Origin of the sequence: Thiomicrorhabdus aquaedulcis (assembly GCF_004001325.1) — a bacterium.
In the GTDB taxonomy this organism is placed as follows: domain Bacteria; phylum Pseudomonadota; class Gammaproteobacteria; order Thiomicrospirales; family Thiomicrospiraceae; genus Thiomicrorhabdus; species Thiomicrorhabdus aquaedulcis.
This window is the reverse complement of record NZ_AP018722.1, coordinates 226575-241182: the sequence shown is the minus strand read 5'-3', so window position 1 is coordinate 241182 and position 14608 is coordinate 226575. Positions and strand designations below refer to the sequence as shown.

Annotated in this window: 13 protein-coding genes and 1 pseudogene; 8 read left to right on the top strand and 6 right to left on the bottom strand. The window is 48.4% G+C overall.

Going from position 1 to position 14608, the window contains the following annotated elements; all coding sequences use genetic code 11:
* Positions 1-3: 3 nt before the first annotated feature.
* On the top strand, positions 4-618 hold the full coding sequence (locus EP181_RS01015) for a class I SAM-dependent methyltransferase (RefSeq protein ID WP_127470009.1): 615 nt from the start codon (positions 4-6) through the stop codon (positions 616-618).
* A gap of 27 nt (positions 619-645) precedes the next feature.
* On the opposite strand, the gene EP181_RS01010 is transcribed toward EP181_RS01015, so the two are convergent.
* Together EP181_RS01010 and EP181_RS01005 are read right to left on the bottom strand one after the other, a co-directional pair.
* Positions 646-1566: a lysophospholipid acyltransferase family protein gene (locus tag EP181_RS01010; RefSeq protein ID WP_127470008.1), complete on the bottom strand. Its 921-nt coding sequence runs from the start codon at positions 1564-1566 to the stop codon at positions 646-648.
* The gene (locus tag EP181_RS01005) at positions 1563-2315 is read right to left on the bottom strand and encodes a tRNA 2-thiocytidine biosynthesis TtcA family protein (protein WP_232023551.1); all 753 of its coding nucleotides are present in this window, start codon (positions 2313-2315) and stop codon (positions 1563-1565) included. Before EP181_RS01005 ends, EP181_RS01010 begins: the two co-directional genes overlap by 4 nt.
* 267 nt (positions 2316-2582) lie before the next feature.
* On the opposite strand from EP181_RS01005, the gene EP181_RS01000 reads away from it, so the two are divergent.
* On the top strand, positions 2583-3611 hold the full coding sequence (locus tag EP181_RS01000; RefSeq protein WP_127470006.1) for a DUF3616 domain-containing protein: 1029 nt from the start codon (positions 2583-2585) through the stop codon (positions 3609-3611).
* A gap of 20 nt (positions 3612-3631) precedes the next feature.
* Here the strand turns inward: EP181_RS01000 and EP181_RS00995 are convergent, their stop codons facing one another.
* From EP181_RS00995 to EP181_RS00985, 3 genes are read right to left on the bottom strand one after another with little or no spacing between them, the layout of a single operon-like run.
* Positions 3632-4399, bottom strand: a complete 768-nt coding sequence (locus EP181_RS00995; protein ID WP_127470005.1) for a sulfite exporter TauE/SafE family protein — start codon at positions 4397-4399, stop codon at positions 3632-3634.
* Positions 4396-5502, bottom strand: a complete 1107-nt coding sequence (gene trmA / locus EP181_RS00990) for a tRNA (uridine(54)-C5)-methyltransferase TrmA (protein WP_127470004.1) — start codon at positions 5500-5502, stop codon at positions 4396-4398. Before trmA ends, EP181_RS00995 begins: the two co-directional genes overlap by 4 nt.
* Positions 5503-5548: 46 nt before the next feature.
* Positions 5549-6493 carry a hypothetical protein gene (locus EP181_RS00985; protein WP_127470003.1) on the bottom strand — a complete coding sequence of 315 codons (945 nt, stop codon included), beginning with the start codon at positions 6491-6493 and terminating at the stop codon, positions 5549-5551.
* A gap of 190 nt (positions 6494-6683) precedes the next feature.
* Between EP181_RS00985 and EP181_RS12825 the strand changes: the two are divergent.
* Together EP181_RS12825 and EP181_RS12820 are read left to right on the top strand one after the other, a co-directional pair.
* Positions 6684-8867, top strand: a pseudogene (locus EP181_RS12825) (B12-binding domain-containing protein); the annotation flags it as partial.
* 80 nt (positions 8868-8947) lie between these two features.
* Entirely contained in the window at positions 8948-10405 is a 1458-nt protein-coding gene (locus EP181_RS12820) for a vitamin B12 dependent-methionine synthase activation domain-containing protein (protein ID WP_420824412.1), read from the top strand.
* Positions 10406-10453: 48 nt separating this feature from the next.
* Here EP181_RS12820 and EP181_RS00975 read toward each other — a convergent pair whose 3' ends face one another.
* Positions 10454-11353, bottom strand: a complete 900-nt coding sequence (locus tag EP181_RS00975; protein ID WP_172959653.1) for a CHAD domain-containing protein — start codon at positions 11351-11353, stop codon at positions 10454-10456.
* A gap of 103 nt (positions 11354-11456) precedes the next feature.
* On the opposite strand from EP181_RS00975, the gene EP181_RS00970 reads away from it, so the two are divergent.
* The 4 genes from EP181_RS00970 (at position 11457) to typA (ending at position 14485) form a co-directional block, all read left to right on the top strand.
* Complete coding sequence (locus EP181_RS00970; protein WP_127470001.1) at positions 11457-11945, top strand: YeeE/YedE family protein; 489 nt, start codon at positions 11457-11459, stop codon at positions 11943-11945.
* Positions 11946-11968: 23 nt separating this feature from the next.
* The gene (locus EP181_RS12130) at positions 11969-12277 is read left to right on the top strand and encodes a hypothetical protein (RefSeq protein ID WP_232023462.1); all 309 of its coding nucleotides are present in this window, start codon (positions 11969-11971) and stop codon (positions 12275-12277) included.
* Positions 12241-12453, top strand: coding sequence for a DUF6691 family protein (locus EP181_RS12125; RefSeq protein ID WP_232023461.1), 213 nt, complete (start codon positions 12241-12243; stop codon positions 12451-12453). Before EP181_RS12130 ends, EP181_RS12125 begins: the two co-directional genes overlap by 37 nt.
* A gap of 208 nt (positions 12454-12661) precedes the next feature.
* Positions 12662-14485, top strand: coding sequence for a translational GTPase TypA (gene typA, locus EP181_RS00960; protein ID WP_127470000.1), 1824 nt, complete (start codon positions 12662-12664; stop codon positions 14483-14485).
* Positions 14486-14608: the final 123 nt, after the last annotated feature.

Below are 14608 nucleotides of genomic sequence, written 5' to 3'. Positions count from 1 at the left end.
AATATGAGCCACACCAGTCACACCACCGCGCAAAAATGGGACAAACACTACGCCGACGCCCAACTAAGCGACACTGTTAATCCGTGCTTTGTGTTAAAACAGCACAGCAATTTACTGCCCTTTAAAGGTCAAGCCTTAGAGCTGGCGTGTGGCTTGGGTGGCAATGCGCGATTTTTGGCGCAATGCGGCTTAAAAACCCATGCGTGGGATATCTCAGACAACGCGTTAAGCGCGCTTAACCATTGGGCGCAGGCGCATCATGCACCCATTGTGCCGCTTATAACCGATCTTGAGCAGATGCTTTTACCCTACCAACAATTTGATGTGATTGTGGTCAGCCGCTACTTAGACCGCAGCTTGTTGAGTGCGTTGCAAGACGCGCTTAAACCCAATGGTCTTTTGTATTACCAAACCTTTTTAGCGCCCGTGCAAGACAATGCACCCAGTAAACTTGAGTATTACATTGGCAGTGGCGAGTTTAACCAGGCCTGGTCAAAGCTTAAAACCCTAGTGTACGGCGAAGGTTGGTTAACGCATGAAAATACGCCTGAAACTAGCCCTAAAAACACCGCCAACCGCCACCGTTACGCTTGGTATGTAGGCAAAAAAAGCCTTTAAAATCTGCATTCAGATTCTTGCTTGTAATTATCGCTTGTAAATATCTACCACGCCGGCTGGCGGTTTTCTAAAGCGTTTGTACGACCATAAATACTGCTCGGGCGCCTGGCTTATCACCGCTTCTACCCCAAGGTTTAACGCCGTTGCCGCCTCGAGTTCATCGCGACTGGCAATGCGAGCATCGGCAGGTAAAAAGTGCAAGACATAACCTTGTGCGTTGGGCAGACGCTCAGTAAACGCAAACAGCACCACACAGTCACTTTTTTGAATGAGCTTGCTGACCAACGTCATGGTGCGTGCGGGTTGGCCAAAAAAAGGCGCGTACACGCCACCGCTGTCGCCGGGATCTTGGTCGGGCAAAATAGCGCTGACGCGACCCGCTTTAAGCGCCTGAATTAAATTACGCACCCCGCGCAGGTCGGTGGGTACCAGTTGCGCGCCAAACCGACTGCGGGCTTGCACCATAAACGCTTCAACCGACGGCACATTGGGCGGTTGATACAAGGTTGTGGCCGGATAATGCATCGAAATATACGCGCCGGTTAGTTCCCAACACCCCATGTGCGGCCCTAAAAACAAAATGCCTTTTTGCGCCGCTAACGCCTCGTCAATAAAATTTTGACCTTTTACGGCCGTTACACTGGCCAATAATTTGGGTTGCGACCAACGCCAAACGGGGCCCAGTTCGGTAATGGTTTTACCCAGCTCGATTAAACTGGCTTTTACCAATGCGCGCTGTTGCTCGGATGTTTTATGAGGGTAAACGTGGGCAATGTTTTGCTGGGTAATACGTCGATTGCTGTTAGGCAACCACCACAACATACGGCCAATAAACGCCCCCAAACCCTGATTAACCGACAAAGGCAGCCAACTAAACCCCACCACCAAGCCTTTTAAAAGTGCGCCCAATAGCGGTTTGGCATTAACCGTTTTATGCGACTGACTCACAACGCCACCTCATCGTTTTGGACTGCGGGGTTTAACTTCGCCAGGCCTGCATGATTGTCGTCGCCAATTAACGGTTGCATGGCGTGCCACAAATTGGCAAACAGATGCGGATTCATTTTTTCTTGCGCCAGCAACAACGCCTTGGTTTGAGCCCGAGCTTGCGGTTTGGCGTAGCACGCTGGGCAGTTGTCTTCAATGACGGGTAACTGGGCGGCCTTGGCAAATTCGCGCGTTTGATTTTCGCGCACTCGCACCAAGGGTCTAATAATGCGCACATCGCCATCGTCGTTTAAATAGTGCGCTTTCATGGTGCGCAGTTGGCCGGCGTTAAACGCCGACATAATAAAACTTTCGGCCAAGTCGTCTAAATGTTGCGCCAACGCCAAAACGTTGTAGCCTTCGCGGCGGCAGACGGTGTATAAAATGCCGCGTTTTTGCCGCGCACAAAAACTGCAAAACGAATTGCCTTTCATGCGCTCGTTGGCCAAGCCCACCATGTCCTCGGTTTCATAAAAATACGCCACGTCCATTTGGGCGCACCACGCTTTAAGCGGCGAGGGATCAAACCCCGGAATTTCGGGGTCAATGGTGCACGCCGCCAACTCAAATTTAACCGGCGCATGCCGTTGCAAATGCTTTAACACCACCAACAGCGCCATAGAATCTTTACCGCCCGACAATCCCAACAACACACGGTCGCCGTCGCGTAACATTTTGTATTGCGCCATCGCCCGCCCCACCATTTGCATAATAGATTTGGGCGGTTTAATCCAATCGGCTTTACGCTGTTTTTGAGTTAACGGCTCTAATGCGGTTTGAGAGGCCAGAATATCGGCGGCAATATCGTGGGAAATATCGTTGGAAATAGCGTTAATAGGCTGAGTCATGGAGTAATAAAATCTCAAATTAGCTGGGGTGTAAATTCGGGGGAGTGAATTTTTAAGAACGTTTATTTTACACAATCCACTACAATAAAGCCTTGATTCGCCACCCCCAATGCACACAAAGGATTTAACATGCGCCACTCTTCTCGTTTTTTAATCTTACCAGGCCTGGTCATGAGCTTGCTGTTAAGCCATTCGACTACCCTGTTGGCTGACGTAGCAAAACCTTTAAGCGACTCAAAAAACCCAACTCACCAGGCCTGGTCATTTGACAAACACCTTAAAATTGACCCATTAAACATCAGCGGCGTAGTGGTAAGCGGCGATTTTATCGCCCTAGCCACCGACGAGGGCTCTTCGATAGAGTTGTACCGTAAACGCAACGGCGTGTGGCACGCGTACAAAGTGGTACCCTTAAGCGACTCGGTGGACGAACTGGATTTAGAAGGCCTAGCGTGGCAAGCACCCTATTTGTACGCCACGGGTTCATACGGTTTAAAACGCAAAAAACTCAAAGACGATTTAAACCAAAAAGACAACCTAAAACGCCTACAACCCATTGAGCTTGAAACCTCGCGCCAGCAGTTGTTTAGAATTGAATTGGACAACGACTTTAACCCCAAAGAGATACAAACGCTGTCGTTGGCCGACATTGTTAAAGACGACCCCATTTTAAAACCGTTTAGCGGCTTGCCCAGCAAAGAAAACGGCGTGGACATTGAAGGCTTAGCCGTTAGCCCACAAGGTGAGCTTATTTTAGGCTTACGCGGCCCCTTACTTCGCGGCAACCTTGTGCCCTTATTGCGCGTTACCTTGGCCAAAAAGTCGTTTAAAGTGAAAGAGGTCACGCCGCTGTATTTAGAACTGCAAGGCCGTGGCATACGCGGATTGAGTGAAACGCCCAATGGCTATTTGGTGTTGGCCGGCGCCACGGGCGACCAACCGTTGCCTTACCAAGTGTACCACTGGAGCGGTGAAAACGGCTTACCAGGCACCGACCGCAAAGCCAATACCCTGCGCCATTTATGCGAGCTGCCCGAAGGTGCAGGCAAGCCAGAAGGGATTCAATTTTTAGCGCAAGCCGCCCAACACATTGAGTTTTTAATTGTGCAAGACGGCCTAAAAGATGGCCAGCCCACCGCGTTTAGCTGTGCGATGTAATTTAAGCATGTCACTAACGCTTAAAACAATGTGGGCACATGCTCGTACAAAATAAACGCGCCCATTAACACCAGAAACACCGCAAAGCCTTGCTTTAAGGTGTTTTGGTTAATGCGACTGCTGATTTTATGCCCCAACCAGCCGCCCACAATCCCAATGACCGAAAAAATACCAATAATGTGCCAATCGACCTGCAAATTAAGCGCCTCTAACACCGGAATATAACCCACAAACCCGGCAAACGATTTAATCGCAATAATCATCAAACTGGTGCCAACCGCCAAGCGCATCGACAAACCGCCCAGCAACACCAACGCCGGAATAATCAAAAACCCGCCGCCCACACCCACCAGACCGGTCACCGCGCCCACCACCAAACCATCCAGGGCAATGTTAGCCACAGCACGCTCTTTGGGCACCGCAGCACCCTCGGGCAACGCCACAGGTTTAAACATTAAATACGAGGCGATAATGAGCAAACTGGCAAACACCAACATTTGCGCCGCGTCGCTCACAAAGTGCGCGCCCCAGGCTCCAGCCATAGCGCCCACCATGCCAGGCACACCAAATACCACCACCGTGCGCCACTTTACCAGGCCTTGTCGGGCGTACGGAATCACCGAAAACAGACTGATAATTCCCACAATCATTAACGAACCGGCAATGGCGACTTTAATCTCTTGCCCCACCAGATAGGTAAGCACCGGCACGGTCAAAATCGAGCCACCCGAACCCAGTAACCCCAGGGTAATGCCAATCACCAATGCGCCCATCCAAGCCAAAATCATGTGTTATCCTCAACTGCTTTTTTACGTTTTAAAAACACGCCCGACTCAATGTGATGACTGTACGGAAACTGATCAAACAACGCGCTGGCCACCACGTCGTGCGTAAGTAAAATGTGCTGCAAATCAAACGCCAAGGTGTCTGAATTACACGAAATATACAAAATAAACTCAAACTGAGTCACCATTTGACGGGTTAAATCATCCAGGCCTGAGCGCGGCGGATCGACCAAAATGGTTTTAAAATCGTAATCGTCTAACGACACATCGCCCATGCGCTTAAACGTCTGCCCAGCCAACGCACTCGACACGTCTTCGGCGGCCATTTTAAGCACGGTCACGTTGCTGACCCCATTGGCGGCCAAATTAAACTGCGCCGAGGTCACGGAACTGCGAGAGATTTCAGTGGCCAGCACGCGCGGATAATGTTCGGCCAAGGCAATCGAAAAATGGCCGTTGCCGCAATACAGCTCCAGTAAATCGCCGGTGGTTTGTTGCGACATTTTACGCGCCCAATGCAACATGCTTTGCGCCACTTGGGCGTTAGGTTGGGTAAAGCTGTTTTCAATTTGCTGATAAATAAAATCGTGGCCATCGACCTGCAAGGTTTCGACCACGTAATCGGCGTCCAGCAACAATTTTTGTTTGCGCCCCCGTCCAATAATGTGAGTAATGGGCAGTTGTTGTTTTAAGACTTGCGCGGCATTTAACCAGGCCTGGTCATCTTCAATGGGCTTGCGATAAATAAGCGTGACCAACATTTGTCCGCTTAAGGTCGATAAAAAATCAATCTCAAACAGCCGTGTGCGCAGCAACTCGTTTTGCATAATTAGCTGCATCAGCTTGGGCATTAAATCGCTAATCGACTCGCTCACCATCGGGCAGCGCTGAATAATGACCTTTTGCTTGGTGTCGGTGTCAAACATAATGTAATCGCTTTGCGGCCCTTGGTGCCAAATGCTAAATTCGGCGCGCGCGCGATAATGACTTTTGGCCGAGGCAAACACGTCGGTATGCGGTGGCAGCGCCGGAATAAGCGCGTTTAATCGTGCTACTTTATCGCTTAATTGCTGGTCGTACAGTTCGGGAAACACTTGGCAAAGCATGGTCAATCTCTATCTTTATTGCGGTTTATACGATTTATTGCGTCTGTTAAAACGAATACCCAACACCCAAATACAATGACGTGGTGCTGGAGCGTAAATTGGCCGAATCGACCGCAAAGCTAACCCCGCTGATGTCGATGTTTAAGTCCTTTAAAACCAGCTCAGACTGATTTACCCCAAAGGTAAAATACAGCGATGGATCAAGGGTCATAATGCCCGCATCCACTTTGGTTTTAATGGGCGTATATCGCACCCCAACATTGGTGTTCATATAATAACCGTCGGTGGTGGTTTTAAAGTTTAAGGTTTTATTGGTTACCTGCATGGTTTGCCAAGCGTAACTCACATCAGCGTACACCGACGCATACGGCCCTAACGCTTTGCTACCGGCCAACTTAAGCCCCAGGTTATAGCCCATAAACTCGGTAGTAGACTCTAAAAAATCAACGGTTTCCGTGGTACCAATCGGCACGGGTACGGGCGTTGAAGAGGCGCTAGAACTTGATCCGCCGCTCGAACCGCTGTCGCTGCCCGAATTTTCAATGTACGGCGTGGCAATACCCAACACCACGCCAATGCCTAAATATTCGTGTTCGCCCAGCGAGTAAAAGTCGTAGCCAAAGCCAGCTTGCGCATCGACACTCACCACATCGTAATCGGTTAACGGGGTTTCAATTAACCCGCCCGCTGAAGCCGTCACTTCAGTGCCTACCGCTTGCAGCGATTGACCAGAATATTGGGTTAAGTAGTAGCTGTAAAACCAGTTAGACTCTAAAATCTGATTATGATTATCGCGAATGGTGTAGGTGGTGATTGGCCCCGAAATTTCGGTGTCTAACCCTAAAAACCCACCTTGCAACTGCATATTGCCCGAACCAAATTCAAACGATCCCGCTTGCGCGGTAGCACTCAACACACCCAACAGACTTAAAATCACCAAGCTTAAACCGCGCCGTGACTTGGCACGGTTATTTCTATTATTTTTGCTCATCAAGACGTACTCAAGCCCATTAAACCCATAAAAAATGGCGTGCAGTATATAGCAAAACCCTAACTTTTAACATCCAAATACGTGATAAAACAGGGGTTTAGTCGCATCGAATTTATCCACCATTCCCCCGCAATAGGGCTGCGAACGGCGGTCAAATCGGGTAAAATACTTCCTCTTAAATTTTGCAACGATGGAAACTTCAATGAGCAGTCGCACCGAACGTCTTCAACTTTTAAAATCGTTACTGGCACAACGCGTGGTGGTGCTAGACGGTGCCATGGGCACCATGATTCAAGACCTAAACTTGACCGAGACCGATTTTAGAGGCGACTTATTTGCCGACTACCACATGGACATTAAAGGCAATAACGACATTTTGGTACTCACCAAACCCGAGGCCATTTTAAACATTCACCTTGGATTCTTACGCCACGGTGCGGATATTTTAGAAACCAACTCGTTTAACGCCACCACCATTGCTCAGGCCGATTACGACATGCAAGACCAGGTGCGCGACATTAACCTGGCCGCCGCTCGTGTTGCACGCCAGGCTTGTGACATAGCGCAATCCGAAGACGGCAAACCACGCTTTGTGGCCGGGGTGCTTGGCCCGACAAATCGCACCGCGTCCATCTCGCCGGACGTAAACGACCCGGGCTATCGCAACACCTCGTTTGACGAACTGGTGCTGGCGTACAAACACGCCACCCACGCGTTGCTGGAAGGCGGCGTGGACACCATTTTAATTGAAACCGTGTTTGACACGCTCAACGCCAAAGCGGCGATTTTTGCGGTCAAAGAGGTGCAAGACGAAGTGGGCTATGACGTGCCTATTATGCTGTCCGGTACCATTACCGACGCGTCGGGACGTACCTTATCGGGTCAAACCACCGAGGCCTTTTACAACGCCATCGCCCACGCCCAACCGCTGTCGGTCGGGTTAAACTGCGCCTTAGGGCCACAAGAGTTACGCCCGTACGTTGAAGAACTTAGCAGGGTGTGCGAAACCTATGTCTCTATTCACCCCAACGCGGGGCTGCCCAACGAGTTTGGCGAATACGACGAAACCCCCGAACAGATGGCCGACGAAATTGCCATCTGGGCGCGCCGTGGCTGGATTAACATTATTGGTGGCTGTTGTGGCACCACACCCGCGCACGTCGCCGCCATGGCCAGCGCAGCGCAATCCCATCCAGCACGCGCATTGCCGACCATTGCACCCGCTTGTCGCTTGTCGGGGTTAGAGCCGCTTAACATTGACCAAAGCACCTTGTTTGTAAACGTAGGTGAGCGCAATAACGTCACCGGCTCGGCCAAATTTAAACGTTTAATTATCGAAGACAACTTTGACGAGGCCATTGACATTGCCGTTAAACAGGTTGAAGAAGGCGCGCAAATTATCGACGTCAACATGGACGAAGGCATGTTAGACGCCTTAGTGTGCATGCCGCGCTTTTTAAATCTATTGGCCTCCGAACCCGAAGCCTCTCGCGTGCCGATTATGATTGACTCCTCTAAATGGGAGGTGATTGAAGCCGGCTTAAAATGCATTCAGGGTAAAGGCATCGTCAACTCAATCTCAATGAAAGAGGGCGAAGAGGCGTTTATTAAAAACGCGCAATTGGTTAAAAAATACGGTGCAGCCGCCATTGTCATGGCGTTTGACGAAGTGGGTCAGGCCGATACCTTGGCGCGCAAAATCGAAATTTGCAGTCGCTCTTATAAAATACTCACCGAAAAAGTCGGCTTTTTGCCACAAGACATTATTTTGACCCCAATATTTTTGCCGTCGCCACCGGCATCGAAGAGCACAACAACTACGGCTTAGATTTTATTAACGCCATCACTTGGATTAAAGCCAATTTACCGCACGCTAAAATTTCGGGCGGCGTGTCGAACGTGTCGTTCTCGTTTAGGGGCAATAACCCCGTGCGTGAAGCGATTCACTCGGTGTTTTTGTACTACGCCATTAAAGAAGGCATGGACATGGGGATTGTAAACGCCGGGCAAATGGCGATTTACGACGACCTACCCGCTGGCCTGCGTAAAGCGATTGAAGACGTTATTTTTAACACCGACCCAGACGCCGGCGAACGCTTGCTTGCCGTCGCCGAAACGTTTAGAGGCGACGGCAGCACCGCCAGTAAAGAGTCCGACCTAAGCTGGCGTGAAACCAGCGTGCAAAAGCGCCTAGAACACTCGTTGGTAAAAGGCATTACCGACTTTATTGAACAAGACACCGAAGAAGCCCGCGTGCTGTTAGGCGCGCCCATCAACGTGATTGAAGGGCCCTTAATGGACGGCATGAACGTGGTGGGCGATCTGTTTGGTGCAGGCAAAATGTTTTTACCGCAGGTGGTTAAATCAGCCCGGGTAATGAAGCGCGCGGTGGCCTACCTTGACCCATTTTTAGCCGCCGAAAAATCCGCTGATCGCGTGCAAGGCAAAATTGTTATGGCCACCGTAAAAGGCGACGTGCACGACATTGGTAAAAACATTGTGGGCGTGGTATTGCAATGCAATAACTTTGAGGTGATTGACCTGGGCGTGATGGTTCCGGCCGAAAAAATATTGGATACCGCTATTGCCGTGGGCGCCAACGTGATTGGGCTGTCTGGCTTAATTACTCCGTCGCTTGAAGAAATGGTCAACGTCGCCAAATTAATGAAAGAGCGCGGCATGAACTTACCGCTGTTGATTGGTGGCGCGACCACCTCTAAAGCGCACACCGCCGTTAAAATTGAACCACAATACGACCACCCTGTGGTGTATGTAAAAGACGCATCACGCGCGGTGGGCGTGGCACAAAGCTTAATTTCGCACGATTTAAAAGCCGATTTTGCCGCCAATATTCGCAAAGAATACGAGCTATTGCGTGAGGAACGCAAAGCCCGCGCCAAAGAGGTTAAACGCATTCCCATTAACAAAGCACGCGAAAACCCCGCGCTAACCGACCAGGCCTGGTTAGATTACACCCCCATTAAACCCAGTTTTTTAGGGCGTAAAGTGTTGGATAATTTTCCACTCGAGACCTTGGTAGAACGCTTTGACTGGTCGCCATTTTTTCAATCGTGGGAGTTGCACGGCTTGTATCCGCGCATTTTAAACGACCATGTAGTGGGCGTTGAAGCGCGTAAAGTCTTTGCCGATGCGCAGGCGATGCTGAAACAAATTATTGAAGAAAAATGGCTCACCGCGCGTGCGGTCTTCGGTTTTTACCCGGCCAACCGTGTGGGCGACGACGTTGAAGTCTACAGCGACGAAACTCGCTCTGAGGTGATTCATGTGTTTTATCACCTGCGCCAACAGGCCGAGAAAAAACGCGGCGGCGCCAACAATTGTTTGGCCGACTTCGTAGCCTCAAAAGCCTCAGGCGTAGCCGACTACATTGGCTTATTTGCCGTCACCGCAGGCGTTGGCATTGACGAGCACGTCGCGCGCTTTGAAGCCGATCACGACGACTACAACGCTATTATGCTCAAAGCCTTAGCCGACCGGTTTGCCGAGGCGTTTGCCGAAACCTTGCATGAAATTGTTCGTAAAGAGGCTTGGGGATACGCCGCCGATGAAGCGTTGAGTAACGACGATTTAATTCACGAACGCTACCAAGGCATTCGCCCCGCACCGGGTTACCCTGCGTGCCCAGAGCACAGCGAAAAAGGCACCATTTGGAGCTTGCTGGAACCCGATAAACTGATTGGGTTAGAGATAACCGAAAGTTTTGCCATGACACCGACCGCAGCAGTGTCGGGCAGTTATTTTGCCCACCCCGAAGCGCGCTATTTTGGTGTAGGCTCGTTAGGTCGTGACCAGGTTGAAGACTACGCGCACCGCAAAGGTTGGAGCATTGAAAAAGCCGAAACCTGGTTAGCACCCAATCTAGGGTACGATCCAGAAGATTTTGCGGCGTAGGGTTTTATAAACCGAGCTTTTTACAGCTTACGACGTTTACATCGCCGTCTACTTAGTTAGAAACTGGCGCAGCGCACTAATGGTGCGCTGTTTCTCGTGTTGCAAAAACGCGTACGTCTGTTCAAACATGTGCGGGGTTAATAGGCTTTGATGCTTGTCAAGTAGGTTCATGGCTTGATATTGGTCGTGAAATAGCCCTAATCTCTCTTGAATGGTTTCGGTTAAAGCCAGCGCTTTATGCTCTTCGGGGTAAAAATGCTCTAACTGGTAGCGTAAACGTTTAATTAACAGACGAATTTTATGCAACTGTTTATCTTCTAAATCGAGCAACTTAAGCTCTTTGACCGCGGTTTTTAAACGTTTTTCAATCTCTTTAAACGGCATTTTATGCCGACCGTGGGCTGATTCAAATGCATGCGCATGTTTGACCAATCGCTTTTTGGCGCGCACCAACTCATCCACCAACTCGGTTTCTAACAACACCTTAAACTGGCTGTTTAATTCGGCTCGACTGTCTTGCAAACCCGCTTGCAAGGCCACTAAATCCGCTTGCCAAGATTCTGGAAACGTCGGCAAAATTTCCCATAAAAACACGTCCATGTCGCGCACTTTATTACTGGCTTGAATAATTTTTTTAAAACTCGCCACCATTTCATCGTCGGGATTCATCACCGCCAACCACTTGCGAGTGGCCACCCGCAAATCGTGCAGCTTTTCAATCGACACCGTGAGTGCCTTTTTGGCATCGGCTTTGTTGTCGTTTTTAAGGTAATCATTCACTTGATGTGCCAACGATTTTAAATGTTTGTTCATAATATTTTCCCCTTTAATTAACACATTGTGCCACATATTGATAGCTTCAAATTTGAACAGTTTGTCACAATTGAGCTTTGACCAGGCCTGGTCAGATTGCGATGGGTTTAAATAAATTTTGTTTATCCAATCCATAAAATCACTGCTTTGACGCAAACCTTTAAAACAGTGAAAATGCATAGAAATTACTCAGCGTTATTCAAAAATAACAATAAAAATAACTTATAAGGGAACGCTTATGGAAATCACCGTATGGTCGGGCTGGATAGGCGGCTTGGCAATAGGCTTATTTGTGGTACTGCACTTTTGGCTCATGGGCAAGCCCGCGGGTTGCTCAACCGGCTATGGCAATATTTGCGGATTACTGTGCAAGCGCGTGCCATTTTACAGACAAGGCGAATACAGCCGACCTAATAATGCCAAGCTCTGGTTTTTAATTGGCATTCCGCTGGGTGGGTTGCTAAGCGCATTAGGTTCAGATGAGCCATGGCGCTTGAGCTTTGACATGGGCATGTACGAGGCGGTATTACCACAAACCGATGCCGCCAAAGCACTGTGGCTTATGTTTGGTGGAATGATGCTGGGCTTTGGTGCGCGCCTTGCCGGTGCTTGCACCACAGGCCACGCCCTGGTGGGTGGTGCCATGCTTAACCCACCCAGCCTATTGGCCGGTGCGGTATTTTTTATGAGTGCATTTTTTACCACGCGCTTACTGTTTTACGTTTAAACATTATTTATCGGAAAACCATCATGCACAAATTACCCTGGTTACAAAGCTTTAAACTCTCTAGCATCGCCTTTACCCACGCCTATCGCACCAATATTTTAGCCACCATTATGGGCATTATTTTTGGGTTTTTGATGAGCCGAGCGGGTGCCACCACGTACGATTACCACGCAGAGATGTTTTTGTTTATTGACATGCAATTAATGAAAGTCATTGGCACTGCAGTGGTGGTGGCCATTATTGGAGTGACGCTGCTCAAAAATTTCACATTAATGCCATCAGCACTGGGTGTGAAGTGGATTTTGTCAAAAAGCCCTATCAAAAAGGTTTAGTGACTGGCGCATTCTTATTTGGCATTGGTTGGGCCATGACCGCAGCATGCCCAGGAACGGTTCCTGCTATGCTGGGCGAAGGTAAAATTGGCGCACTGTTTACCCTGGCGGGCTTACTGCTCGGCACAATGGCCTATGGCGTACTGCAAAGTTTTATTGCTCAAAACCCAAAATAAGGCGACATTATGCCCACTTTAAGACAAGATTAAGACAAGATTAAGACAACACAAGACAATATCCCTCCCATACCTTAACGGGCTGTCGCAAACAAAGCGTTGTTGCAAAACCCCATCCACAATAAACTAATGAAAATAATCATAATTTTGTATTTAGCGTTTGCAGATACATTATAATGCCCCTTTTTAAATCATTAGAGACTCCTGGATGAAAACCGATCATATCCGCAATATTGCTATCATAGCCCACGTTGACCATGGTAAGACTACCCTTGTTGACCAACTTTTAAAACAGTCTGGTACGTTTGAAAATACGCGCAATCAAACTTCTGAGCGCATGATGGACTCTAATGATATTGAAAAAGAGCGTGGTATCACCATCCTGGCAAAAAACACCGCCGTTAACTGGAACGGTTACCGCATCAATATCGTAGACACCCCAGGCCACGCCGACTTTGGTGGTGAAGTAGAACGTATTCTATCGATGGTTGATTCAGTATTATTATTGGTTGACTCGGTTGAAGGCCCAATGCCACAAACCCGTTTTGTTACCGAAAAAGCCCTAAAACAAGGCTTAAAGCCAATCGTAGTCATTAACAAAGTTGACCGTCCAGGCGCACGTCCTGACTGGGTACTAGACCAAACTTTTGACCTATTTGACCGTTTAGGCGCTACTGACGAACAGATGGACTTTCAAGTTATTTACGCATCAGGTTTAAATGGTTTTTCTGGTTTAGACAGTGATGTTCGTGAAGGGACTATGGAGCCTATCTTCCAAATGATCGTCGATGTTGTGCCATCACCTGACGTAGACTTAACAGGTCCATTCCAGATGCAATGCATTGCATTAGATTACGACACATATAAAGGCGTTATTGGTACCGGACGTATTAAACGTGGTGCTGTGCAAGCTGGTATGACCGTTAGCGTTGTGGACACTGAAGGTAAAGTACGTCGTGGTAAAATTGCTGAAATCTTTGGTTACCTTGGCCTAGAAAAATACAATGTTGACGAAGCCCATGCCGGCGATATCATTGCGTTTTCTGGCTTAGATCCTTTGTATATCTCTGACACTTTATGCGACCTTAATCACCCTGAAGCACTGCCGCCATTAGTAGTAGATCGCCCAACTGTGAGCATGACCTTCCAAGTCAACGACTCTCCATTTGTGGGCAAAGAAGGTAAGTTACTTACTTCACGTCAAATTCGTGAGCGTTTGGACAAAGAACTTCTAACCAACGTAGCATTACGCGTTGAAGAACTAGAAGACGCCAACAAGTTCCGCGTTTCGGGTCGTGGTGAACTTCACCTTTCAGTATTAATTGAAAACATGCGTCGTGAAGGCTACGAAATGGGCATTTCTCGTCCAGAAGTAATCTTCCGTGAAGTAGATGGCCAAACTCATGAACCTTACGAAAACCTAACCGTTGACGTACCAGAAGAGTCTCAAGGGACTATTATGGAAAGATTAGGCATGCGTAAAGCCGAAATGCAAGACATGGTCATGGACGGTCACGGTCGTGTGCGCATCGACTTTATTATTCCTTCACGTGGTTTAATTGGTTTTAGAACCGAGTTTATGACCGCTACTCAAGGTAACGGATTAATTTTCTCAAGCTTCTCGCATTACGGACCTAAATTTACTGGTAACTTAGGCGACCGTCAAAACGGTGTGCTAATTTCTAACGGTACAGGTAAAGCGTTAGCATTTGCTTTATTTGGTTTGCAAGATCGTGGTCGTCTGTACATTGGTCACGGTGAAGACGCGTATGAAGGGATGATTGTTGGTTTGCACTCACGTTCAAACGATTTAACGGTTAACCCGTTAAAAGGTAAGCAGTTAACCAACATGCGTGCCTCTGGAACCGACGAAGCGCTTACTTTAGTACCGCCAATTCGTTTTACCTTAGAGCAAGCACTTGAATTTATCGATGACGATGAATTGGTTGAAGTCACGCCTTTAAGCGTGCGTATTCGTAAGAAATATTTGACTGAAAACGATCGTAAAAAGTTTTCACGTAACAAAGATTAAAAACTAGAAAAAATAATGGGCAAACACTCTTTTAACGCTTTCCAGACCTTAACCAGGCCTGGTTAGGTTTAAAAAGACAATCAACCTGTTAAACCGGCATTATAGCCGGTTTTTTTTGGCCAA